The sequence below is a fragment of the Pseudoclavibacter helvolus genome, from assembly GCF_049707175.1.
Lineage (GTDB): Bacteria > Actinomycetota > Actinomycetes > Actinomycetales > Microbacteriaceae > Pseudoclavibacter > Pseudoclavibacter helvolus_A.
In genome coordinates, this window is sequence record NZ_JBNAFM010000006.1 from 69,564 (window position 1) to 92,723 (window position 23,160).

Genomic DNA, 23,160 nt, shown 5'->3' on the forward strand with positions numbered 1-23,160 from the left:
GTGGACTCGGCAGTGGCGGGTCGGGGTCAGGACTCGGAGCTTGACCCCTGCCTGCTCTGCGCCGCCTCCGCGGCGCGCTTCTCGCGCTCGAGCTTGCGAAGTTCGGCCTGCGCCTCCGCGTAGGTTCGGCGAGGAGCCGCGGGCTCCTGCTGCCCCTCCGGAGCCTGCGAGACGTCCGGCTGCGCCGCGTCGGTGGCGGATGCGGGGTGAGGCGCCGGTGCGGTAGCTGGCGGCTCGATGTTGGTCGCGCTCTGGGGCGCGTGGGGCGCGGCCTCTGGCGAGGCCTTGGAGCCGAGGAGGTTCCGCGCCTTCGCTGCATGCTCGCGCGGCACGACGACGTCGAAGTGGGTGGCGACCACCTGCATCACCGAGGTGAACTGTCGCCGCTGCGGGTTGAGCGCGTAGCCGATCACGCTCCAGAGCACCGAGAACCCGATCGCGACCGGGAGGATGGCGACGAGGGTCTCGATGGCGACGCCGGGCGTGACGATGAGCACCAGCAGCCCGACGAAGAGGCCGAGCATGACTCCCGTGCCGACTGCGCCGAGGGCCGCCTTGCCGAACGACATGCGCCCGGTGACGCGTTCGACGGTGCGCAGGTGGCTCCCGAGGATAGACACGGTCGAGACGGGGAAGTCCTGCTTCGCGAGGCCATCGACGACTGCTCGCGCGGCTTCGTAGGTGTCGAGACTCGCGATCACGTCGCCCTCTGGGACCTTCGGGAATCGACTGCGGGCGCCACGTGTCGTCGTGCCTGGGGTTGTCATACCGCCATTGTCTCAGGACGGCCGGGGAAACGCGGCCGACGAGTCACATGTTCGCTGATGGCTGGCGCGGAGTCGGCGGCGACTACCATTGGCCCGTGAGTGTCTCCAAGGTCTTTACTGCGCGCCTTTCCGCGTGCCCTGTCTTCGACGAAGACGGTGACCGGATCGGCAAGGTCCGCGATGTCATCGTCGAGTACCGCGCTGCCCACTCCCCCAGAGTCAACGGGCTCGTCGTCGAGACGAAGAGCAAGCGACTGATCTTCATTCCGATCCGCCAGGTCGAGTCGATAGGCTCCGGCCAGATCGTCGTGAGCGGCGAGATCGACTCCCGCCCGTTCGTCCAGCACGGCCAGGAGGTGCGCGTCCTCGCCGACCTCGCCGACCGCTCCGTCACGTTCAACGACGGCACCGCCACGGGCACCATCGAGGACGTGCAGATCGAGGAAGACGCGCAAGGACACTGGCATGTCGGCCAGCTCTTCGTGCGCCTGCCCCGCAAGAGCAAGCAGCTCTTCGGCACCGGCCCGACGCGCTTCGCGACGTGGGACGAGGTCACGCCTGAGCTCACGATCGGTGAGCAGCAGGCCGCCACGCAGTTCCTCACCGCCCATTCGGACATGAAGCCCAGCGACTTCGCCACAGCGCTCCTCGACTTGCCGGATGCGCGGCTGAAGGAGGTCGTGAGCATGCTGCCCGACGAGCGGCTCGCGGACGTGCTCGAGGAGATGCGAGAGTCCGACCAGGTCAACATCATCGAGTGGCTCGACGAAGAGCACGCGGCCGATGTGCTCGACAAGATGCAGCCGGACGACGCCGCCGACCTCGTCGCGAAGCTCGACGCCGTCAAGAGCGAGGCCCTGCTCCAGCGCATGGACCCGGAGGAGGCCGAGGAAGTGCGCATGCTGCTCGAGTTCGCGCCGGATACGGCTGGCGGGCTCATGACGACCGACCCGGTGATCCTGCCCGGCGACGCCACAGTCGCCGAGGCGCTGGTGCTGATCCGTCGCAAGGACCTCCCGGCCGCGCTCGCGACGAGCGTCTTCGTGACGCTCTCGCCCTACGAGCCCCCGACCGGCCGATACCTCGGACTCGTGCACTTCCAGCGGCTCCTCAGGTATCCGCCACACGAGCGACTCGACACCATTCTCGACCGAGAGATGGAACCAGCCCCGACGACGATGCGCGACGCCGAGGTGGCCCGCGTGCTCGCGAGCTACGACCTCGTCGCGCTCCCCGTCATCGATGAAGCCCACCGCCTCGTCGGCGTCGTGACGATCGATGACGTCCTCGACCACCTCCTGCCGGAGGACTGGCGCCAGGTCGACGCGGAGGGCGAGGTCGTACCAAGCCGCGTCTCGCAGCGCGTCGGCACGAAGCGCGTCGTCACCGCCCCCGCGAACTCTGCATCCGCTCGGAGGACTCATGGCACGTCGTGAGGACGAACTCGAGCGCCCCAAGGTCAAGGGCCTCCACCTTCGCCGTCCGCGACCGAAGCCGCGGCGCGACTCCCGCGGCGACGACGGGGAGAACCGCGACCGCGAGCGGAGCGATGCCTTCGGCCGCGGCATGGAGGCGTTCGCGCGAGCCATGGGAACGCCCGCGTTCCTCGTCGGCCTGTCGCTCTTCGTCATCTTCTGGGTGGTCTGGAACTCGATGGCGCCCGTCGACCTCCGCTTCGACTCGGCGGACCTGGGCTTCATCGCGCTGACACTCATGCTGTCCCTGCAGGCGTCCTACGCGGCGCCAATGCTGCTGCTCGCGCAGAACCGCCAGGACGACCGAGACCGCGTGCAGATCGCGCAGGACCGCCAGCGCGCGGAACGCAACTCGGCCGACCTGGAGTACCTGGCCCGCGAGATCGTAGCGCTTCGAGTGCTCACCAAGGACCTCGCATCCAAGGACTTCATCCGAGCCGAGCTGCGCGCGCTGCTGGAGGACATCGAAGATCTCGACGACCCGGACGATGAGGGCGCCGAGACGATCTCTCGCGAGGAGCAGCGGGGCAGCGATGCTGCCAGACGTCGCGCGGAAGCCATCCGTGACAGGAAACGCGCCGCGAAGTCGGCAGAAGAGCAGGCGTGAGCGGCGTGCCGCTCGCCGACGACATCAGGGGTGCACTCTCCAGCGTCATCGACCCGGAGCTTCGCCGACCGCTGACAGAACTCGGCATGATCGAGCGCGTCGACGAACGCGGTGACGGATCGGTGGAGGTCGAACTCCGACTGACCATCGTCGGCTGCCCGGCGGCCCGCCAGATCGAACGGGACGTTCGGTCGGCGATCGAATCCGTCATCGACGGCGTCCCGTATGAGCTCGTTGTCGGCGTCATGACCAGGGAGCAGCGAACGGCCCTCACCGAGCGTCTGCGCGGCTCGCGCGCCGGCCGCGTGCATCCGTTCGGGCGCGACTCGCTGACGCGCGTCATCGCCGTCACCAGCGGCAAGGGCGGCGTCGGGAAGTCGACCGTGACCGCGAACCTCGCCGCGGCGTTCGCTCGTCGCGGCCTCAACGTCGGGATCATCGATGCCGACGTCCATGGCTACTCGATCCCCGGGCTCTTCGGGCTCGCCGACGACGTCTCGCCGACGCGCATCGGCGCCATGATCGTGCCCCCCGTTGCCCACGGCGTAAAGCTCATCTCGATCGGGATGTTCCTCGGCGACCAGTCACAGGTCGTCGCCTGGCGCGGCCCGATGCTGCACCGGACCATCGAGCAGTTCCTGACCGACGTCTACTTCGGCGACCTCGATGTACTTTTGCTGGATCTGCCGCCCGGGACAGGCGATATTGCGATCTCGCTCGGACAGCTCCTGCCTGGAGCCGAGGTCGTCGTGGTGACGACCCCTCAGGCGGCTGCGGCGGACGTCGCCTGGCGATCGGGCGCCCTGGCCAGGAAAACCGGCCAACGAGTCGTCGGGGTCATTGAGACTCTGTCGCCGTTTGAGACCGGCGACGGCCAGCGCGTCGCACTGTTCGGCGAAGGCGGCGGCAGGGCCGTCGCTGCACGCCTCAGCGAAGAGGACACACCCGTGGAGCTGCTGGCGGAGGTCCCCGTCAGCCAGCTGCTCCGGGAGTCCGGCGACGCGGGCACCCCGCTGCTGCGAACCGCGCCGCATGATGACGCGGCCGGTCTCGCCCTGCAGCGCGCCGCTGACGCGCTGCTCGCGCAGCCACGCGGCCTCAGCGGTCGTCGCCTGCCCGTGTCGCTTCGCTAGAGCCCGCTCGCACTCGGGATGCGCGCGGGCGAGCAGACCAGGTCGCGTTGCGGTCGCGGGTCGTGTCGAAGTCGCGGGTCGCGTCGAGGTCTCGGGTCGCTTCGAGGTCTCAGGTCGCTTCGAGGTCGACGGGCACGGGCCCGACGATCGCCGGCGCCGCGACGGCCCTCGCCGCCCAGCTCGGTCGCGACGCGCCGCCGACCGCAGCGGCCGCTGCCGCATCCGCACTATCGCCCGACGCTGCAGAAGCTTCATTCACCGGCGGAGGCGTCGGGGCGGCCGGTTCGTCCTCAGCGAGGAGCGCGTCGCGAATGATTCGGCGCGGGTCGTACTGACGCGGGTCGAGCTTTCGCCAGTCGACATCGGCGAAGTCGTCGCCCATTTCCTCTTTCATCCGCGACTTCGCATTCGTGGATGCGCCACGAAGCCACTTCACCGCATCGGCGAGACGCTCGGCAGCTTTCGGCAGTTTGTCGGGTCCGATGATGAAGGCCGCGATAACGCCGATCAACAGCAACTTCTCAAACGTCAGCCCAAACACCGTCCCATCATAGGCTCTGGGATGGGCCCGTGGCGCATCGGAGACCACGACTGCCGCGGCCATGCGTACGGGCCCGCGGCCCACCACGGCGCTAGTCTTGAAGAATGTCTGAACTGGAGCTCAGCTCGCGGTACATCAACGAGCGAATCGCAGACGATGCCCTCGTCCGTGAGGCTCGTCAGTTGACGCTCGAACTCGGGCTACCCCTCCCCTCGGCTGCCACTGCCGCCCACATCACCTTCCTGGCCGCCGCGACGGGGGCCAGGACAATCATCGAAATCGGCACCGGGGTCGGCGTGCTGACCCACGCCGTCTGGCGCGGGGCGCCGGGGTCGACCATCACCTGCATCGACTCGGAGCCCGAGTACCTCGGCCACGCACGTCGCCTCCTGATCTCCGCTGGGGCGCGGGGGGCGAGCCTCCGCTTCATTACCGGACACCCACAGGACGTCCTCCCTCGAATGACCGAGGGGGGCTACGACCTCGTCGTCATCGGCGGCGACATCGCGCACATCGGCGTTCACCTCCAGCATGGGCTGCGCCTCATCCGCCCGGGAGGAACCATCATCGCGCTCGGCGCCCTCAACGGCGGGAAGGTGGCGTCGCCCGCTCGCCGCGACGCGCTCACCAGCGGACTTCGCGCGCTCTTCTCGGAGTTCGACCTCCAGGAAGATCTTCGCTTGGCGCTCCTCCCGCTCGACGGCGGCATCCTCCAGCTCACCAAGCTTCGCTAACACCACCGAACCTGCGCAGGCACAGCAGAAGGGGGGGGGGGGGGGGGGGGGGGGCCCGGGGCCGAGGGGTGCTGGCCCGTCAACCCCCGCCAGATCCTCCCACACCCCCCCCCGCCCGCGGCGCCCCCCCCCCCCCACCCCAACACCCCCCCCCCACCCCCCCCCCGCCGCCCCCCCGCCCCCCCCCCCGCCCCGCCCCGGCCCCCCCCCCCCCTTCTCTTCGTGCGAAACGGCTATTCGCCGACGACTGCGCTCAGCGCATCGCGAAGCTCGCGCGCCTCGTCGTCGTTGACGGACACCACGAGGCGCCCGCCACCCTCGAGGGGTACACGGACGATGATCAGCCGTGTTTCGCGGATGGCTTCCATAGGTCCGTCACCAGTACGCGGTTTCATCGCGGCCATAATTGCGCCTCCAAGATTTGTGCAGTGTCCCCCTAGTATCCCAAATTCGTGGACCGAGTGTGCATTCGGCCCTCCGGAATGAGGAAAGTCGCGAATCGAATGCACCCCGTCTTCTGAGGAAACGACGCGGGAAACAGCCAGAAGCGAGGTGTAGCGTCACATTCCGTTGGCATCCAAGGTGCCTTCTGCTCTAGCCAGATGATCGAAAGGACCTCACGTGGCTGAATACACGCTCCCCGACCTTCCCTACGACTATGCGGCACTCGAGCCCCACATCTCGGCGCGGATCATGGAGCTGCACCACGACAAGCACCACGCCACCTACGTGAAGGGGGCGAACACGGCCCTCGAGCAGATCGCCGAGGCTCGCGACAGCGGCAACCTCGCGAACATCAACAAGCTCGAGAAGGACCTCGCGTTCAACCTCGGTGGGCACGTGAACCACAGCGTCTTCTGGACCAACCTGTCACCAGAGGGCGGTGAGCCGGAGGGCGGCATCAAGGACGCCATCGACGAGCAGTTCGGCGGGCTCGAGAAGTTCCAGGCGCAGTTCACCGCCGTCGCGCTCGGTGTCCAGGGCTCCGGCTGGGCCGTGCTCGGCTACGACCAGACCGGCGGCAACCTGACGACCTTCCAGCTGTTCGACCAGCAAGGGAACATCCCGTTCGGGGTGACCCCCCTGCTCCAGCTGGACGTGTGGGAGCACGCCTACTACCTCGACTACCAGAACGTCCGCGCCGACTACATCAAGGCATTCTGGAACATCGTGAACTGGAAGAACGTCGGCGAGCGCCTCGACGCCGCCCGCGCCTGACGCGGCACGTTCCCTACCAACGGCGATCGCCGCATCCGTTCGCGGATGCGGCGATCGCCTTCTTCGTTCGAGGCCGAAAGGCCGGGAATCTGCGCGGCGGACTCTCGCACACCGCTGGCCAGACTACGCGGGAGTCCAGTCCCCCTCGACCGTGTACCAGCAGATGTACAGCCAGAGGAGCTGCCCCGCGAGCATGAGGATCACGACGCTGACCCGGTACAGCGGCGACTTCGGAATCGCCACGGCACCGAGTACTGGGAACATCGGCATGAGCAGGCGGAAGGTGCTCGATTGCGGGAAGAACACGGCGAACAAGTACGTGAAGTAGCTGAAGAGCCAGATCCTGATCTCGATGCCGAGCCGGCGCATGACCGGCAGGGCAATGACACCGAGAACGAAGACGACAAACAGCACGACGATGATCGCGCCGATCGGCTGCCCGAACCAGAACGTGGCGCCGTGGAACCACCCCGTGAAGGGCACGAGCTCGATCGGCCCCGTGTAGTGGATGCGCCAGGCGAGCTCGGTATCGATGTACGCGGAGGGCTCACCGGTCACGGCCCAGGCGATGAGGAGCCAACCGAAGCCAGCGACCGCCGACAGTAGCCCCGCAATCATGACCCTGATGACCTCCGGACGCGGGAAGCTCTCCCGGCCCTTCGCGTGCATCCACCAGCGAGCCAGGAAGTACAGGCCGAGCGTCATCGCCCACGCCAGCCCCGTGGGGCGGGTGAATGACGCCACGACGATGACGGGAAGCATGACGAGCCACTGCCGTTTGATGAGGAGGTAAAGCAGCAGGGCAACGAAGAAGTTCTGCGCGCTCTCCGCGTACCCGAGCTGCAAGAGCGGACTCGTCGGCCCGATGCAGAAGAGCAACGTCGCGAACGCGGTGGTGCTTTTGTCGACCACGAGCGCAAGCGTGCGGTTGAAGACCCAGGCCGCGGCGAACCCGAAGGCCGTCGCGACAAGCACGGACGCCACGTCCCACGGTAGCGTCGTCACGAGCATCAGCGCGCGCACGAGCATCGGATACACGGGCATGAACGCCCACGCGTTCTCGGTGACCTGGCCCTCCTCGTTCCGAGGAAGCTCGCTCGAGTAGCCGTAAGGCCCCAGCGCGATCCGCTCATACCAGGCGGCGTCCCAGATGTTCGAGAACGTCCACAGGTCGGGCTTCGCGGGCGACTGCCACGTCTCCTGCTGCTGCGACGCGAACCCGAGCAGGAAGATGGTCGTCACGACGCGGGAGGCGAAGAAGATGATGGCCACCTGCGCAAGCGGGGGCAGTCGATTCCAGTAGTACGTGAAGTAGGTCGGCCGTGTGTCGGCAGCGACCGTGAACTCCTCGCGCCCAGTTCTCGCTAGCGTGAGGTCAGCCACGAGCGCAGCCCTTCCTCGACTCGGGTGATCTCCGCGAGAAGCACGCGCTCGTCATCGGCGTGCGCCTTCAGCGGATCGCCTGGCCCATAGTTGACCGCCGGAATCCCGAGCGCTGAGAAGCGTGCCACGTCAGTCCATCCGTACTTCGGCTTTGCCTCCGCACCGACCGCCTCCAGGAAGCCACGAGCGAGCGGCGCATCCAGCCCCGGCCTCGCCGCAGGCGAGCGGTCGACGAAGTCGAGCTCGAACTCGCCGAACCAGGACCTGAGCTGGGCTTCGGCCTCGTCGAGCGTCTTGTCTGGCGCGAAGCGGTAGTTCACGTGCACGACGCACTCGTCTGGGATCACGTTGCCGGCGACACCGCCGTAGATGCGCACCGCGTTGAGTCCCTCCCGGTACTCGAGGCCCTCGACCGGCACCGTCGACGGTTCGAAGGCAGCGAGCCTGGCGAGGATGGGCGCGGCCTTGTGGATGGCGTTGTCGCCGACCCAGGCGCGTGCCGAATGCGCGCGCCGGCCCCTCGTGCGGATGTCGACGCGGATGGTGCCGTTGCAGCCGCCTTCGACCTCGCCCTTCGTCGGCTCGCCGAGGATCGCGAAATCAGCAGCAAGCAGCTCCGGCCGTGCCTCCGCCAGCAGCCCGAGACCGTTCAGGTCCGACGCCACCTCCTCGTTGTCGTACCAGATCCAGGTGACGTCGACGGCAGGTGCAACCAGCTCCGCGGCAAGGCGCAGCTGGACGGCCACACCCGCCTTCATGTCGACCGTGCCTCGGCCCCAGAGGTACTCGCCGGGCGAAGTGCCTGGCACATCCGCTGCTGCCTGCTCAGGCGACAGACGCTCCAGCTTGGTCGGGAGGTTCTTATTGATAGGCACCGTGTCGATGTGCCCGGCGATTGCGACGCGCTGCGCCCGCCCCAAGGACGTGCGGGCGATGATCGTGTTGCCGAGTCGCTGGACCTCGAGATGCCCGTAGGGCGCAAGCGCCGCCTCGATCGCGTCGGCGATCGTCGCCTCATCTCCGGATTCGGAGGGGATGTCGCACAACAGCCTCGTGAGTTCGGTCGAAGGTAGCGTCAGATCGATGGCGCCGGCGCTCGCGAATGAAGACATGGGCTCAAGCCTAAGTCCTTCCGAGGACCCGCTGACGGCACCCGCGCAGGGGCAACGCTCGGTAGCCTGGAGCGCATGACCAACGATGCAGCCACATCCAACGACCAGCGGACTGCGTGGGGCGACGGCCTCGCGACGATCACCAACGACGGGCAGGTGCTCGACGCCTGGTTCCCGACACCGGCCCTCGGACCGCTTCCCGAAGGTCGCGACCCGCACATTTCGCCGGCGAGCTTCGCCGCGCTCGCCCACGACGACGAGCGCAGGCAGGTGCAGGTCAGCCCCGTCACCGTGACCGTGCAGCTGGACGAGCCGGTGTCGAGCGTCGTCGACGCTTACCTCCGCCTCCACCTCCTGAGCCACCTGGTCGTCGAGCCGAATAGCATCAACCTCGATGGCATCTTCGGCCACCTGCCCACGAACGCCTGGACCAACGTTGGTCCGATGCGTCCGGAGCTCGCCGCGTCGTCGCGAGCCGGGTTGCAGCGCGAAGGCATCCAGGTCTACGCCATCGATAAGTTCCCGCGCCTCCTCGACTACGTGACGCCGGTGGATGTGCGCATCGCGGACGGCGGGCGTGTGCGCCTCGGCGCGCATCTCGCGCCAGGCACGGTTGTGATGCACGAGGGATTCGTGAACTTCAACGCGGGTACGCTCGGACGCTCCATGGTCGAGGGCCGCATCTCGCAGGGCGTTATCGTCGGTGCCGGCAGCGACATCGGCGGCGGCGCGTCCATCATGGGCACCCTCTCGGGCGGCGGAACGCAGCGCATCCGCATCGGCGAGCGCGCTCTGCTCGGCGCCAACTCGGGCATTGGCATCTCGCTCGGTGACGACTCCATCGTCGAGGCTGGCCTCTACGTGACCGCGGGCACCAAGGTCTCCCTCGTCGGGCAGAGCGACCCGGACGGCCAGATCGGTGAGCCTCGATCGGTGAAGGCCTCGGAGCTCTCGGGCGTGCCGAACCTGCTCTTCCGGCGGAACTCGATCAACGGTGCAGTGGAGGCCATCGCTCGCACCGGCGCGGGCATCCAGCTCAACGACGCCCTGCACGCCTAAGCGCGAGGCGTCGAGGACGCCTGCGCCCTGGACGCTGCGCACCCATGTGCACGCATACCGAAGGCGTACGTGCACGCGCACCGAAGGCATAGAACAACACTCCCCGCTGGCCACCTGTCGTGCGGCTCGAGCGGGGAGTGTCTTGTTCGATCAGCGTAAAGCGAGTGCCGCCGGAGCGGAACCCCTCTCAGGGAATTCCAGGCTCCGGCGGCACTCGTGGTTCGGCTTTCTCCAGCGTTAAAGCAGCTGGAACCCTCGATCTTCTGGGTAGTGGCGCTCGGACTCACCCGTGTACAGCTGCTGCGGGCGACCGATCTTGGTCTTCGCGTCAGCGTTCGCCTCACGCCAGTGCGCAACCCAGCCGGGCAGGCGGCCGATCGCGAAGAGCACGGTGAACATGCGGTTCGGGAAGCCCATCGCCTTGTAGATGATGCCCGTGTAGAAGTCGACGTTGGGGTAGAGGCTGCGTTCCTTGAAGTAGTCGTCGTTGAGCGCGACCTGCTCAAGCTGCGTCGCGAGGTCCAGCAGCGGGTCGTTGACGCCGAGGGCCGCGAGCACCTCGTCGGCAGACTCCTTGACGAGCTTCGCACGCGGGTCGTAGCTCTTGTAGACGCGGTGCCCGAAGCCCATCAGGCGGACCCCGTCTTCCTTGTTCTTGACGCGCTCGACGAAGCGGTCGACGCCCTCACCTGATTCCTGAATCTGAGCAAGCATCTTCAGCACGGCCTCGTTGGCACCGCCGTGCAGCGGCCCGTTGAGCGCGCTGATGCCCGCCGAGATCGACGAGTACACGTTGGCCTCGGTGGAGCCGACGAGGCGCACGGTCGACGTCGACGCGTTCTGCTCGTGGTCGGCGTGCAGGATGAGCAGTCGCTCGAGGGCCTTCGAGAGGACCGGGTTGACCTCGTAGGGCTCGGCGAGGTTGCCGAAGTTCAGCTTGAGGAAGTTGTCGACGAAGCCGAGCGAGTTGTCTGGGTAGAGGAAGGCCTGACCGATGCTCTTCTTGTGTGCGTAGGCGGCGATGACCGGGATCTTCGCGAGTAGCCGGATGGTCGACTGCTCGACCATCTCGGGGTTGTGGACATCGAGCGAGTCCTCGTAGTACGTGGAGAGCGCGTTCACTGCGCTCGAGAGGACCGACATCGGGTGCGCGTGCGACGGCAGTGCGGTGAAGAAGCGCTTGAGGTCCTCGTGCAGCAGCGTGTGGTGGCGGATGCGCTCCGTGAAGTTCTCGTACTCAGACTCCGTCGGGAGCTGACCGTAGATGAGCAGGTAGGCGACCTCGAGGAAGCTGGACTTCGAGGCCAGCTCCTCGATCGGATACCCGCGATAGCGGAGGATGCCGTTGGCTCCGTCGATGTACGTGATGGCGGACTTGGTCGACGACGTGTTGACGAAGCCCTGGTCGAGGGTCGTGTACCCGGTCTGCTTCATGAAGGTCGAGATATCGACCGCGTCAGCGCCTTCCGTGGCGCGCAGGACGGGAAATTCAGCCGTCTTGTCGCCGATCCTGAAGGTGGCCGAGTCCGCCTCGTTCCGGTGGGCCTCAGCCTGCTTGTGCTGTTCAGTCACAGATCCTCCTCGAGCGGGTGGGGGATGCTCCCCGGCGAGCACGCAGAACGCGCAGTGTTCCTCTAGCCTAATCGGTCGACAAGGTGACTATGCGAATCCACAATGAAACGCGTGATGTGCTGTGTGTTCTCTACTGGGCTTGCGCGTACCGGTCGCCTGCAGCCTCGGTGAGTCGCCGCACAGCCTCATCGATCTGCGCATCCGTCGCCGTCAGCGAGATGCGGACGTGCCGCGCGCCAGCATCGCCGTAGAACACACCTGGGCCACCGATGATCCCGAGCTCGGCCAGCTCGGCGATGGTTGTCCACGAATCGTCACCCCTGGTTCCCCAGAGGTACAGCCCGGCCTCGCTGTGGTCGATGCGGAGCCCCCAGGCGCGAAGCGCTGGCAGGAGGACCTCCCTGCGCCGACGGTAGCGTTCGTACTGCTCGTGCGCGTGCTTGTCGTCCGAGAGGGCCGTCGCGACAGCGGCCTGGACAGGGGCCGGCACCATGAGACCGGCGTGCTTGCGTGCCACGAGGAGGCGCGCGATGAGCGCCTCGTCGCCGGCGACGTAGGCGGCACGGTACCCGGCGAGGTTCGAGCGCTTCGACAGCGAGGAGCACGCGAGGATGTTCGTCCAATCGCCGCCCGTGACACGCTCGTCGAGGATGCTCGGAATGCTCTCCTTCGCCCACTCGCCCCAGCCGAGTTCGGCGTAGCACTCGTCGTTGACGATCACGGCACCGAGCTCACGGGCACGGTCGACCGCGGCCCTGAGCTCGTCGATACCGAGGACACGTCCGTCTGGGTTACCTGGACTGTTCAGCCAGATGAGCCTGGTGGGTTCCGGCCACTCGGCTGGGTCGTCGCCCGCGAATCCGGTCGCGCCGGCGAAGACCGCGCCAATTTCGTAGGTCGGGTAGGCCCTGGCTGGGTACACAACCGTGTCGCCCTCACCGAGGCGCAGGAAGAAGGCCGTCGTGGCGACGAACTCCTTGGAGCCGACGGTGAGCATCGTGTTGCCCCGCGCCAGACCCGGTACTCCCCTGCTTCTGGCGAACCAGTCGACGACGGCGTCTCTTGCCTGGGGTGTACCGATGGTGGTCGGGTACGCGTGGGCGTCGGCGTGCTCCCGGAGCGCGTGGCGAACGACCTCCGGCGTCGGGTCGACGGGCGACCCGATCGACAGGTCGACGGCACCGTCGCGATGCGATCTCGCTCGTTCGATGAACGGGGTGAGCTGGTCCCACGGGTAGTCGGGCAGCTCGCCGAGCGTCACGCCCCGTCTCCCTGGGGCTCAAGCGCCGCGATGAGCGGGTGGTCGTGGTGGATGACGCCGACCTTCGCCGCGCCCCCGGGCGATCCGACCTCGCTGAAGAAGTCGACGTTCGCCGTGTAGTACTCGCTCCACTCGTCGGGGAGGTCGTCTTCGTAATAGATCGCCTCGACTGGGCAGACCGGCTCGCAGGCACCGCAGTCGACGCATTCGTCAGGGTGGATGTACAGCATCCGATCGCCCTCGTAGATGCAGTCGACGGGGCACTCGTCGATGCAGGCCCGGTCTTTCACGTCGACACAGGGAAGGGCGATGACGTAGGTCACTGGGGCGACTCCTCCAGGTTCGTTTGCGATCTCTCATCGTACCCGCCCGCGCCGGTCGCCCGTCGTGCATGACGACTCGGGAGCTCGGGCCAAAAGGCGCACGCGGCGGCGATCAGCGACGCGAGCGCAAGCCAGGCGAGGCCGAAGCCGTCGCCGACGACCACGACGCTGGAACCGGGGTTCCAGAGCCCGAGCACGCCAACTGCGACGACGACCCCCGCCGCGTACCCGGTGGTCATCCAGCGGTCGACGAGGTACAGGCGCAGGCCGATGCCGAGGCACAGGATGCAGGCCAGACCGAGGACGATGCCGACCCAGAGCGTGAGGTCGAAGAGCTCGATTCTGCCGCGGTGCAGGAAGGTCGTGACCGTTCCGACGATGAGGCCGAAGAGCGCGTAGAGCAGCGCCCCGAGGATTCGCTCCCCAGTTCGCTGCTCCACGACGGGCTGGTCGATGACGTCGGTCATGCGCCCCTTACCTTCGATCTCTCCCTCGCGGGAACGCTGGCGCGGATGCGCCTGCGACTACTGCTTCTTGGCGCGCGAGGTCGCGCGTGCGCGTGCGTTGCCGTCGAGGATGAGCTTGCGGATGCGGATCTTCTCGGGCGTCACCTCGACGCACTCGTCCTCGCGAGCGAATTCGAGCGACTCTTCGAGCGTGAGCACGCGTGACGGGGTCATCGACTCGAACGTGTCTGCGTTCGCGGAACGCATGTTCGTGAGCTTCTTCTCCTTCGTCACGTTGACGTCCATGTCGTCGGCGCGCGAGTTCTCGCCGATGACCATACCCTCGTAGACCTCTTCGGTCGGCTGAACGAAGAAGGACATGCGCTCCTGCAGGGCGATCATCGCGAACGGCGTCGCGACACCGGCGCGGTCGGCCACGATCGAGCCGGACGTGCGGGTCGTGATGGCGCCGGCCCACGGCTCGTAGCCGTGCGCGATGGCGTTCGCGATGCCCGTTCCGCGGGTGCTCGTCATGAACTCGCTGCGGAAGCCGATGAGGCCGCGCGACGGGATGATGAACTCCATGCGCACCCAACCGGTGCCGTGGTTCGACATCGACTCCATGCGGCCCTTGCGAGCGGCGAGGAGCTGGGTGATGGCACCGAGGTGCTCCTCCGGCGAGTCGATGGTGAGGTGCTCGTACGGCTCGTGCGTCTTGCCGTCGACGATCTTCGTGACCACCTGCGGCTTGCCCGCCGTGAGCTCGAAGCCCTCGCGGCGCATGTTCTCGATGAGCACGGAGAGCGCGAGCTCGCCGCGACCCTGGACTTCCCAGGCGTCGGGACGCCCGATGTCGAGCACGCGGATCGAGACGTTACCGATGAGCTCGCGGTCGAGGCGGTCCTTCACCATGCGGGCAGTGAGCTTGTGGCCCTTGACCTTGCCCATGATGGGCGAGGTGTTGGTGCCGATCGTCATCGAGATGGCGGGCTCGTCGACCGTGATGGCCGGAAGCGGACGGACGTCTTCGGGGTCGGCGATCGTTTCGCCGATCATGATCTCGGGAATACCAGCGACGGCGACGATGTCGCCGGGGCCCGCGGAGTCGGTCGGGACGCGGTCAAGGGCCTTCGTCTCGAGGAGCTCGGTGATGCGCACGTTGTGCACGGAGCCGTCGTTCTTGACCCAGGCCACGTTCTGGCCCTTCTTCAGCGTTCCGTTGAAGACGCGGAGGAGCGCAAGACGGCCGAGGAACGGCGAGGCGTCGAGGTTGGTGACGTGCGCCTGCAGCGGTGCCTCCGGGTCGAAGGCAGGCGGCTGGATGTGCTTGAGGATGGTCTCGAAGAGCGGCTCGAGGTCGTCGTTGTCCGGCAGCTCGCCGTCGGCGGGCTGGTTGTGCGAGGCAGCGCCTGCACGGCCGGATGCGTAGAGCACGGGCAGGTCGAGGATGCCGTCGAGGTCGAGGTCGGGGACCTCGTCAGCCATGTCAGAAGCGAGGCCCAGGAGGAGGTCGTGGCTCTCGGCGACGACCTCGTCGATGCGAGCGTCGGGACGGTCGGTCTTGTTGACGCACAGGATGACGGGGAGCTTCGCGGCGAGCGCCTTGCGGAGCACGAAGCGCGTCTGCGGGAGGGGGCCCTCGGACGCGTCGACGAGCAGGACGACGCCGTCGACCATGGAAAGGCCGCGCTCGACCTCACCGCCGAAGTCAGCGTGGCCCGGGGTGTCGATCACGTTGATCGTGATGGGGCCGTCGGTGGCGTGCTTCCCCTTGTACGAGATCGCCGTGTTCTTGGCGAGGATCGTGATGCCCTTTTCACGCTCGAGGTCGTTCGAGTCCATGACTCGGGCCTCGGTCGAGTGGCTGTCGTGGTCACCGAACGAGCCGGTCTGCTTCAGCATGGCGTCGACGAGGGTGGTCTTGCCGTGGTCGACGTGCGCCACGATGGCGACGTTTCGGAGTTCAGAACGGTGGGCGACAGGCACAGCAGTCATTCAGGGGTGCTTTCATTTGAGAAAAGGGCAGTTCATCCTACGTCACGGAGGGCAGGCCTCCCGACCAGCGCGAGATGACCCCGCGCTGGTCGACGTTCCAACCGAGTCACTGGCCGGATTCGCGTTCCTCCGCCTCGGCGCGAAGAATCCCGGCCTGCTGCTCTGACGTTGCTTCGGACACGACGATGTCGTCGCCGAGCACCTCGTTCGTGACTGCGGCGGCCGTGGCCTGCTTGAGTGCAGCACGTTCGGCGCGACGGATCGCCTGCTCGTCCGGGTCGGGCACTGGTACCGCGGCGACGAGTCGCTGGGTGTACGGGTCCTGCGGTGCGCGCAGGATCTGGTCAGTCGGCCCCTGCTCGACGATCTTTCCGTGGTTCATGACGATCACGCGGTTCGCGAGCTGGTCGACGACGGCGAGGTCGTGCGTCACGAACAGTACGGCGAATTGCAGTCGCTGCTGGATCTCCATCAGCAGCTCCAGCACCCGCTTCTGCACCGAGACGTCGAGCGCAGAAGTCGGTTCATCGGCCACGAGGAGCTTGGGCTCGAGGGCGAGCGCGCGGGCGATGCCGATGCGCTGACGTTGTCCCCCGGAGAGCTCGTTCGGGTAGCGGTTGCGGAAGGAGCGTGGGAGCTCGACCTGGTCGAGGAGCTCGCCGACTCGCGCGTCGATCTCCGTCTTCGATAGCTTCTTCTCGAGGATGAGCGGCTCGGCGATGGACTGACCGATGGGCCAACGCGGGTTGAGCGACGATCCCGGGTCCTGGAACACGATGCCGATGTCGCGCCGGACCTCGGCGAGGTCGTGCTTCGAGACGCCATTGAGCTCGATGCCGTTCAACTTCATGGAACCGGATGCGACGGGCAGGAGGCCGACGACCGCACGGGCGACCGTCGTCTTGCCTGAACCGGACTCACCAACGACGCTGACGATCTCGCCCGGATAGATCTCGAACGTGGCGTCCTCGACCGCCTTGAAAGCTGGGACCCTGCCCTGCTTGGGGTACTCGATATCGGCGTTCTGCACGACGAGCGCGGGCTCGCCGGTAAATTCGCGTGCATCCAGCCCACTCGCCTCGCCCGTCCCGAGGTGCGGAACGGCGTCCAGCAGGGTCTTCGTGTACTCGTGCTGCGGGTTCTTGAAGATCTCGCGCACGGTGCCGCGCTCAACGATCTCGCCGCCCTTCATGACGATGACGTTGTCCGCGATGTCCGCGACGACGCCCATGTCGTGCGTGATGATGACGATGGCCGAGTTGAGGCGTTCGTGCAGCGAGCGCATGAGCTCGAGAATCTCGGCCTGAATCGTCACATCGAGGGCTGTGGTGGGTTCGTCAGCGATGAGGAGGTCGGGGTCGCAGCTGAGGGACTGCGCGATCATGGCTCGCTGCCGCTGGCCACCGGACAGCTGGTGGGGGTAAGAGTCGTACGCCTTAACCGGGTTCGGCATCTCCACGAGGCGCAGCAACTCGAGCGCGCGTTCCTTCGCGTCGTTCGGCGTCATCGTGGGGTTGTGGATGCGCAGGGCTTCGGAGATCTGGAAGCCGATCGTGAGCACTGGGTTGAGCGCAGTCATGGGCTCCTGGAAGATGACCGCGATGTCGTTGCCTCGCGCTCGTCTGAGGGTCGTCTGCGGAGCGCCGATGAGCTCGGTGCCGTTCAGCTTCGCGCTTCCGGACGTGCGCCCGTTCTTGGGAAGCAGGTCGAGCAGCGTCATCGACGACACCGACTTACCTGAGCCGGATTCGCCGACGATGGCGAGGACCTCGCCGGGACGCACGACGTAGTTGATCTTCTTGGCGGCCGGCACCCAGTCGCCGCCGACCCAGAACTCGACGCTCAGGTCCTGCACTTCGAGGATCGGGGTCGTGTCGTCTTTGCGTGAAGTGGTGCTCATGAGCGTGCCTCCCGGTGGGCTGCGGTCGAAGTGCTTGATGTCAGGGGGGTGCGCGGGAGCGCGGTTTGGCCGTCCGCCGCGGCGGGGCGCCATTCGTCTGCGAGACTTGGCGGGTGTCCGAGCGAACCGTCCTCCGCCCCCGCATGGGTCTCGTCGTGTACGGCGTCATCGCCCTCATGGCGCTTGTCGCCGTGTTCTCCGTGATGTTCACGCCGGGAGCTGGCCGCCATCTGCTTTCGGTGCTGCCGCTCCCCATCCTGGCGCTCGGCATCGGCTGGATAACCCTCGTGAGCCCGAGCGTCGTCTTCACCGACGATGCGCTCGAGGTCAACAATCCCCTGAAGCGCACCGTGGTCCCCTACGGCCAGATCGAACTCGTCGAAACCACGCGCGGCTTCACCGTCACCACGCCGGAGGGCAAGGTGAGCGCCTGGGCGGCTCCCCCGCCCGACCGCCTCAGCGCGGAGCGCATGGATCCGAGGGACCCACTGCTCTGGAAGGACCCGCGCCGGCTGACCGACGAGTCGCAGAGCATCCGCACGAGCGCCGCACCTGGAACGTACTCTGGCGACGCGGCGGTCAACCTCACGCACCGGCGAGCCCAACAGCAGCGCGAGGCCGGCGCGCCGATCGGCCCGGTCGTGCGGCGCCAGAACGTGGCCAACACCGTCGTACTGATCACGACGCTGCTGGTGGTCGGCGCGCTCTTCGCGATCTAGCCCCAGGCGAGCCGTCGACCCGGTGCGCGCCGCGACGAGGCTCGTCACGCATCCGCCTTGCTCGAACCGACGGCAGCGTCATCCTTCGTGGGACGTCCGTCGCGCGACGTGAGCGTGCGCCACATGCGCGACCAGGTGCCGTTGCCGGGGATCTTGCGCTGGCGCGGGTCGAAGGCGTCACGCAGGCCGTCGCCGATGAAGTTGATGCAGAGCGCGATGGCGACGATGAAGGCGCCCGGGAACCAGAACAGCCACGGCCGCGTCGCGAATGCTCCCTGGTACTCCTGCACGATCTGACCCAGCGACACGTCCGGCGGCTGGATGCCGAAGCCCAGGAACGAGAGGTTCGCTTCGAGGATGATGGCGGCACTCATGAGCAGCGTCGTCGAGACGATGACCACGCCGAGCGCGTTCGGGAGGATGTGGCGGAAGATGATCCGCCGCCCGGAGGCTCCTGCCACTCGCGCCGCGTCGACGAACTCGCGCTCTCGCAGCGTGAGGAACTCGCCGCGCACGAGACGGGCGAGCGACATCCAGCCGACCAGGCCGAGCACGACGGCGAGCGACACCGCACCGTAGGCGCGCATCGTCTCGTTCTGCCCAGCCAGCTGGCCGAGGACCGCCGCGAACACGAGCGTCGGGATGACGAGGAAGAGGTCGGTGACGCGCATGAGCACGTTGTCGACCCACCCGCGGTAGTAGCCCGCGATGCCGCCGACGATGATGCCGATGACGGCCGCGAGGATCCCGTAGATGAACATGACCGTCAGCGACTGCTGCGTGCCGCGCATGACCCGGGCGAAGATGTCGCGGCCGATCTCGTCTTGGCCGAACGGATGCGAGCCCCAGTCGAAGAGGTTCACGAACGTCGGGTTGCCGCCATTCTCGATCGACGCGATCGAGTTCCAGTCGTAGGCCCACCAGCCTGGCACCTGGATCTGCATGAACTTGCCCTCGGAGAAGTCCCACCACGGAATCACGATGCCGACGGAGGTGAAGACCAGCAGCACGATGACCAGCAGCACGGCGGTCGAGACCATCGCTCCCGTGTGGCGAACGAAGCGCCGCCACACGATCTGGCCCTGGCTGAGGCCGATGGTCTCTCGCTGCTCAATCGTCAGCTCGTCGCCCGGGCCCTGGGGCTGAGGGTTGGTGATCTCGGTGAAGTTCGGAGTCGTCATAGCTCAGCCCTCTCTCAGCTCAGGCGGATTCGCGGGTCGAGGACGGAGTACAGGATGTCCGCGATCAGGTTGAAGATCACGGTCAGCGCGGCCGTCACGAGGATGTAGCCCATGAGCGGGTTCAGGTCGACCGTGCGCAGCGACTCGGAGAAGATCGAGCCCATCGCGCGCCAGCCGAAGATCTGCTCGGTCACGATCGCACCCGAGATGATCGCTCCGACGTCGGCCGCGACGATCGTGGTGATCGGGATGAGCGAGTTTCGCAGCGCGTGCCGCATGACCACGGTGCGCTCAGGGAGCCCCTTCGCGCGAGCCGTGCGCACGTAGTCCTGGTTCATGATCTCGAGCAGGCTCGAGCGTGAATAGCGGCTGTAGCTCGCGATGGAGATGACCATGATCGCGATGGTCGGCAGCAACAGGTGGGTGAAGCCGTCGAGCATCTGCAGCCAGATCGACGGGTCGGAGCCGAGCTGAGGACTGGATGAGCCCACGGTCGCGATCGGACGTCCGCCGGTCTGGTCGTAGTAGCCAGACCAGGTCTGCATGACTCGGTCGATGACCAGGAGCAGCGAGACGACGAAGCCGACGATGGCTGCGTTGCTTGCCACATTGCGCTTGTCGAGTCCGCCGAAGAATTTGCCGGCGAACCAGGCGAGCACGGTGAAGGCCACGATGAGCACCAGCGGGAACCAGGCCCCGATCTCGTTGGTCATCGCGAACTGCAGCGGGTACCAGAGCGCTCCGCCCACCACCGCGACTGCCCCGGTGACGATGAGGTTGCGTCGGTGCGAAAGCCCGACCGTGAGCGCGGCGGTGAGGAGCACCGCTGCCAGGCCAAGGACGATGATGAGGATGGTGCCGAGCCCAGGGTTGCGGAACCAGTCGAGCAGCTCCATGCCGAAGAGGATCGCGATCGTGCCTGCGGCGCCGGCGCCGAACACGACGGCACGCGTCTTTGCGGGCCCGCCGATGATCGACATGAAGATGAAGCCCATGATGACGCCGATCAGCAGCAGCACGGGTATCGGGATCTCAGGGTCTTGCAGGAAGTCGTTGAAGCCGATGGCCATGTACTGCTTGAGCAGCACGGCGACGAAGAAGATCGGCAGCGAGTAGGTCAGGAACGAGAGGAACGTGACCGTGTAGTCGTAGCCGGAGTACTGGCGCAGCGCGGTCGTCACGCCGACCGCGACGCCGATGACGACGGCGATGAGGGTGGCGGCGGTCACGAGCTGCAGGGTCTGGCCCACCGCGGAGGCGATGAGCGGTCCGACGTCCTGGTTCGCGATGTTCACGCCCATGGAGAAGTTGTTGCCGAGGAAGCCGAACAGGCCGTTCGGGTCGTCGAAGGTCGGGATGAAGAACCCGAGGATGCCGCCGAGCCAGAGGAAGAAGCGGGCCGGGGCTGGAACGTCCAGCTGCAGGAGCTCGACGCGCGCGGCGATGAGCTGTTCCTTGTTGGGAGCCGTGGACTCCAAGATGTCCGCGAGCGGGTCCTTCGAGATCGCGACGAGGTTGTACACGATGAAGAGCGCGCCCAGCAGGATGAAGATCGACACGAAGAGGCGTCGGAGGGTGAATCTCAGCACAGATGGGTCCTGTTCTGGAGGGGGCATTCGGCCGGGGGTATGGCCGCGAACAGACGAGGCGGGAGTTCCGCAGTCGAAAAGACTACGGTACTCCCGCCGTCGCTTGGTCTGACCGCGCGGCGGTCAGCGCGTCGAGAGTTCGACGCTGGTCTGACTATTCAGCAGCCTCCACAGGTGCCCATTCCCACGCGTTCCAGAAGTACTGCGGGGAGAGGAATCCGGGCTTCACGTTCGCGACCTGATCGCTCCAGGCGACCACGCCGGGGAACTGGAAGATCGGCACGGACCAGGAGTTGTCCATGATGATCTTCTCGGCCTCGACGAGCTTGCCCTGTGCCTCAGCTGGGTCGAGGGTGACCTCGACGTCCTTGAGGATCTGGTCGAGCTCCGGGTCGCTCCAGCCGTAGTAGTTGTTGATGCCGCCCGTGATGTAGTTCGGGGATGGCTCGCCAACACCGAGTCCCTCGGACTGCCATCCGAAGAGTGCGGCGTCGTAGGCGTCGGTCTGCGTCGTGAGCACGGTCGACCAGTCCTCGGCGCTCGCGTCGACGATGGTGAAGCCGGCCTTCTCAGCGGAAGCCTTGATGAGCTGCAGCTCCTGCTGGCGGCGCGGGTTGGTCGAGGCCGTCATGAAGCGGACGGAGGGGTTTGCCTCTCCGGCCTGGGCGAGGAGGCCCTTGGCCTCTTCGATGGCGGCGTCGTCACCCGAGTAGCGGTCGACGCCGCTCGAGGACACTGCGTCTTCGTAGCCGTCGGCTCCGGGGAGGAACACGAGCGAGTCGCGCGTCGTCGCATCCGGTGCGATGGGCGTGATCAGCTTGTCGACGATCTCCTGGCGCGGGATGGTGAGCAGGAATGCCTCACGGATCTGCTGGGCCTTGGCCTCGTCGCCACCGTAGGTGGCCGGGTCGAAGACGCCGCCGTTCGCGACCTGGAGGTCGACGTGCTCGTAGGTGCCTTCGAGCGAGGACTCCCACTCGATGCCCTCGGTCGCCTCGAGCTGCTGGAGCAGGTCGGTCGTCGGCTGTCCGGAGACAATCTGGACTTCACCGTTCTGCAGCGCCTGCACCTGAGCCTGCGGGTCCGGGATGAAGCGGATGGTGATGGTCTCGTAATGCGGGAGCGGACCCCACGTGTAGTCCTCGCGAGCCGTGAGGGTCACGTACTGGTTCTCGACGAGGTCCGTGATCGTGTACGGGCCGTTCGAGAGCGTCTTCTGGGGCTCCTCTGGCATCGACGTGTAGTCGTAGCCGGTGCGGTAGGCCGAGGCCACTTCGCTGAGGAACTCGGTGTCGTTGTCGTTCACTGCCGTGATGAACGCGTCCTTGGCGGCCTGGGCGTCGTCGTACTCGCCCGGGTAGGCGAGCTGGACGGTGCCGTGCGCGGAGATCGCGGTCGTGTCGGGCGCGAACATCGTCTTCCAGTCGGCGTACGGCTGGTCGTAGACGACGGTGAACGACTTGTTGTCGTCCGCGAGCGTCGGCACGGCCGAGGCCAGGTCGAGCTGCAAGCCAGGGGCCGGGTCGGTTCCCCAGTACACGCCGGCGTCAGCTGCTGCGTCGATCGCGTCCTGGTTGGTGACGTTGCCCTCGTCGTCGTACTCGGCCTCCGGGACCTCGCCGGCGGAGCGGTGCGTCGTGTTCGCGGCCCAGGTGAGGAGCAGGTCGGCGCCGTCGAAGGGCGTGCCGTCGCTCCAGGTCACGGCGTCGTTGACGGTGTACTTGATCGTGAGCGGGTCGCTGGAGACCTCTTCGACCGAACCGAACTCGGTGTTCTCGACGAGCTCAGGGGTCGGGTCGTAGTCGATGAAGCCGTCCGACGTAACGTGCACGATGTTGGCGTTCGCTGCGGCGTTGTTGGCCGAGGTGTTGACGTTGAACGCGAAGAACGGGTCGTTCCAGGCGACGGTGATGGCGGAGCCACCGACGATCTCGGGATCGCGGTTCGGGGCGGAGCAGCCGGCGAGAACCAGTGCGCTTGTGGCGACAATGGCTCCCACGGCGATAACTCGTGATGTCCTCATAGGACCTCCTTGGGGAAACAGGGCTGTGAACATCGAGGCTCCACTAACTCTGTGGATTCCCGACAAATACCCGTCGAACCTACGCCTCCTCGGAGGGTGCTCTTCGCCAATTCAGGCGATCG

General features: G+C 66.8%; 21 protein-coding genes. 7 read left to right on the plus strand and 14 right to left on the minus strand.

All coding sequences use genetic code 11. The annotated features are described in order from the left end of the window. Positions 1-26: 26 nt before the first annotated feature. Positions 27-767: a general stress protein gene (locus ACPYN9_RS06510; protein WP_424464986.1), complete on the minus strand. Its 741-nt coding sequence runs from the start codon at positions 765-767 to the stop codon at positions 27-29. 95 nt (positions 768-862) lie between these two features. Here ACPYN9_RS06510 and ACPYN9_RS06515 point away from each other — a divergent pair, with 95 nt between their 5' ends. Genes ACPYN9_RS06515 through ACPYN9_RS06525 form a run of 3 tightly spaced genes read left to right on the plus strand, consistent with a single transcriptional unit; the run spans position 863 to position 3,982 of the window. Next, positions 863-2,203, plus strand: coding sequence for a magnesium transporter MgtE N-terminal domain-containing protein (locus ACPYN9_RS06515; protein ID WP_424464988.1), 1,341 nt, complete (start codon positions 863-865; stop codon positions 2,201-2,203). Continuing rightward, the gene (locus ACPYN9_RS06520) at positions 2,190-2,849 is read left to right on the plus strand and encodes a DUF1003 domain-containing protein (RefSeq protein WP_424464989.1); all 660 of its coding nucleotides are present in this window, start codon (positions 2,190-2,192) and stop codon (positions 2,847-2,849) included. Before ACPYN9_RS06515 ends, ACPYN9_RS06520 begins: the two co-directional genes overlap by 14 nt. After that, positions 2,846-3,982, plus strand: a complete 1,137-nt coding sequence (locus ACPYN9_RS06525) for a P-loop NTPase (RefSeq protein WP_424464991.1) — start codon at positions 2,846-2,848, stop codon at positions 3,980-3,982. Before ACPYN9_RS06520 ends, ACPYN9_RS06525 begins: the two co-directional genes overlap by 4 nt. A gap of 109 nt (positions 3,983-4,091) precedes the next feature. Here the strand turns inward: ACPYN9_RS06525 and ACPYN9_RS06530 are convergent, their stop codons facing one another. Then, positions 4,092-4,493 carry a Sec-independent protein translocase TatB gene (locus tag ACPYN9_RS06530; protein WP_424464993.1) on the minus strand — a complete coding sequence of 134 codons (402 nt, stop codon included), beginning with the start codon at positions 4,491-4,493 and terminating at the stop codon, positions 4,092-4,094. Positions 4,494-4,627: 134 nt separating this feature from the next. On the opposite strand from ACPYN9_RS06530, the gene ACPYN9_RS06535 reads away from it, so the two are divergent. Beyond that, positions 4,628-5,257 (plus strand): O-methyltransferase, encoded by a 630-nt coding sequence (locus ACPYN9_RS06535; protein WP_424464995.1) that lies wholly within the window; start codon positions 4,628-4,630, stop codon positions 5,255-5,257. Positions 5,258-5,490: 233 nt separating this feature from the next. Here the strand turns inward: ACPYN9_RS06535 and ACPYN9_RS06540 are convergent, their stop codons facing one another. Next, positions 5,491-5,661, minus strand: coding sequence for a DUF3117 domain-containing protein (locus ACPYN9_RS06540; RefSeq protein ID WP_082775374.1), 171 nt, complete (start codon positions 5,659-5,661; stop codon positions 5,491-5,493). 217 nt (positions 5,662-5,878) lie between these two features. On the opposite strand from ACPYN9_RS06540, the gene ACPYN9_RS06545 reads away from it, so the two are divergent. After that, on the plus strand, positions 5,879-6,475 hold the full coding sequence (locus ACPYN9_RS06545) for a superoxide dismutase (protein ID WP_424464998.1): 597 nt from the start codon (positions 5,879-5,881) through the stop codon (positions 6,473-6,475). Positions 6,476-6,598: 123 nt separating this feature from the next. On the opposite strand, the gene ACPYN9_RS06550 is transcribed toward ACPYN9_RS06545, so the two are convergent. Beyond that, positions 6,599-7,858 carry a hypothetical protein gene (locus tag ACPYN9_RS06550; protein ID WP_424465000.1) on the minus strand — a complete coding sequence of 420 codons (1,260 nt, stop codon included), beginning with the start codon at positions 7,856-7,858 and terminating at the stop codon, positions 6,599-6,601. Next, on the minus strand, positions 7,840-8,970 hold the full coding sequence (dapE, locus tag ACPYN9_RS06555) for a succinyl-diaminopimelate desuccinylase (protein WP_424465002.1): 1,131 nt from the start codon (positions 8,968-8,970) through the stop codon (positions 7,840-7,842). Before dapE ends, ACPYN9_RS06550 begins: the two co-directional genes overlap by 19 nt. A 75-nt stretch (positions 8,971-9,045) precedes the next feature. Here dapE and dapD point away from each other — a divergent pair, with 75 nt between their 5' ends. After that, a complete protein-coding gene (dapD, locus tag ACPYN9_RS06560; RefSeq protein ID WP_424465004.1) occupies positions 9,046-10,029 on the plus strand; it encodes a 2,3,4,5-tetrahydropyridine-2,6-dicarboxylate N-succinyltransferase in 984 nt (327 codons plus the stop codon). 237 nt (positions 10,030-10,266) lie between these two features. Here dapD and ACPYN9_RS06565 read toward each other — a convergent pair whose 3' ends face one another. From ACPYN9_RS06565 to ACPYN9_RS06590, 6 genes are all read right to left on the minus strand, one after another. Continuing rightward, the gene (locus tag ACPYN9_RS06565) at positions 10,267-11,601 is read right to left on the minus strand and encodes a citrate synthase (RefSeq protein ID WP_424465006.1); all 1,335 of its coding nucleotides are present in this window, start codon (positions 11,599-11,601) and stop codon (positions 10,267-10,269) included. Positions 11,602-11,731: 130 nt separating this feature from the next. Continuing rightward, positions 11,732-12,862, minus strand: coding sequence for a succinyldiaminopimelate transaminase (dapC, locus tag ACPYN9_RS06570; protein ID WP_424465008.1), 1,131 nt, complete (start codon positions 12,860-12,862; stop codon positions 11,732-11,734). Continuing rightward, positions 12,859-13,185 (minus strand): ferredoxin, encoded by a 327-nt coding sequence (gene fdxA / locus ACPYN9_RS06575; RefSeq protein WP_424465010.1) that lies wholly within the window; start codon positions 13,183-13,185, stop codon positions 12,859-12,861. Before fdxA ends, dapC begins: the two co-directional genes overlap by 4 nt. Further along, entirely contained in the window at positions 13,182-13,652 is a 471-nt protein-coding gene (locus ACPYN9_RS06580) for a hypothetical protein (RefSeq protein ID WP_424465011.1), read from the minus strand. Before ACPYN9_RS06580 ends, fdxA begins: the two co-directional genes overlap by 4 nt. Positions 13,653-13,709: 57 nt before the next feature. Further along, the gene (gene typA, locus ACPYN9_RS06585) at positions 13,710-15,626 is read right to left on the minus strand and encodes a translational GTPase TypA (protein ID WP_424465012.1); all 1,917 of its coding nucleotides are present in this window, start codon (positions 15,624-15,626) and stop codon (positions 13,710-13,712) included. Between the two features lie 106 nt (positions 15,627-15,732). Beyond that, positions 15,733-17,526, minus strand: a complete 1,794-nt coding sequence (locus ACPYN9_RS06590) for an ABC transporter ATP-binding protein (protein ID WP_424465014.1) — start codon at positions 17,524-17,526, stop codon at positions 15,733-15,735. Positions 17,527-17,639: 113 nt separating this feature from the next. Between ACPYN9_RS06590 and ACPYN9_RS06595 the strand changes: the two genes are divergently transcribed. After that, positions 17,640-18,245 (plus strand): hypothetical protein, encoded by a 606-nt coding sequence (locus ACPYN9_RS06595; RefSeq protein WP_424465016.1) that lies wholly within the window; start codon positions 17,640-17,642, stop codon positions 18,243-18,245. A gap of 44 nt (positions 18,246-18,289) precedes the next feature. Here the strand turns inward: ACPYN9_RS06595 and ACPYN9_RS06600 are convergent, their stop codons facing one another. The 3 genes from ACPYN9_RS06600 to ACPYN9_RS06610 form a co-directional block, all read right to left on the minus strand. Further along, complete coding sequence (locus tag ACPYN9_RS06600; RefSeq protein WP_424465018.1) at positions 18,290-19,426, minus strand: ABC transporter permease; 1,137 nt, start codon at positions 19,424-19,426, stop codon at positions 18,290-18,292. A 14-nt stretch (positions 19,427-19,440) separates the two neighbouring features. Further along, positions 19,441-21,015: an ABC transporter permease gene (locus tag ACPYN9_RS06605; RefSeq protein WP_424465020.1), complete on the minus strand. Its 1,575-nt coding sequence runs from the start codon at positions 21,013-21,015 to the stop codon at positions 19,441-19,443. A gap of 154 nt (positions 21,016-21,169) precedes the next feature. Next, complete coding sequence (locus ACPYN9_RS06610) at positions 21,170-23,038, minus strand: ABC transporter family substrate-binding protein (protein WP_424465021.1); 1,869 nt, start codon at positions 23,036-23,038, stop codon at positions 21,170-21,172. Between the last annotated feature and the right edge of the window lie 122 nt (positions 23,039-23,160).

Coding starts and splice junctions, on each gene's coding strand:
- ACPYN9_RS06510 (WP_424464986.1), bottom strand. CDS start 767: ATGACAACCCCAGGCACGACGACACGTGGCGCCCGCAGTCGATTCCCG.
- ACPYN9_RS06520 (WP_424464989.1), top strand. CDS start 2,190: ATGGCACGTCGTGAGGACGAACTCGAGCGCCCCAAGGTCAAGGGCCTC.
- ACPYN9_RS06535 (WP_424464995.1), top strand. CDS start 4,628: ATGTCTGAACTGGAGCTCAGCTCGCGGTACATCAACGAGCGAATCGCA.
- ACPYN9_RS06540 (WP_082775374.1), bottom strand. CDS start 5,661: ATGGCCGCGATGAAACCGCGTACTGGTGACGGACCTATGGAAGCCATC.
- dapE (WP_424465002.1), bottom strand. CDS start 8,970: ATGTCTTCATTCGCGAGCGCCGGCGCCATCGATCTGACGCTACCTTCG.
- dapD (WP_424465004.1), top strand. CDS start 9,046: ATGACCAACGATGCAGCCACATCCAACGACCAGCGGACTGCGTGGGGC.
- ACPYN9_RS06580 (WP_424465011.1), bottom strand. CDS start 13,652: ATGACCGACGTCATCGACCAGCCCGTCGTGGAGCAGCGAACTGGGGAG.
- typA (WP_424465012.1), bottom strand. CDS start 15,626: ATGACTGCTGTGCCTGTCGCCCACCGTTCTGAACTCCGAAACGTCGCC.
- ACPYN9_RS06590 (WP_424465014.1), bottom strand. CDS start 17,526: ATGAGCACCACTTCACGCAAAGACGACACGACCCCGATCCTCGAAGTG.
- ACPYN9_RS06600 (WP_424465018.1), bottom strand. CDS start 19,426: ATGACGACTCCGAACTTCACCGAGATCACCAACCCTCAGCCCCAGGGC.
- ACPYN9_RS06610 (WP_424465021.1), bottom strand. CDS start 23,038: ATGAGGACATCACGAGTTATCGCCGTGGGAGCCATTGTCGCCACAAGC.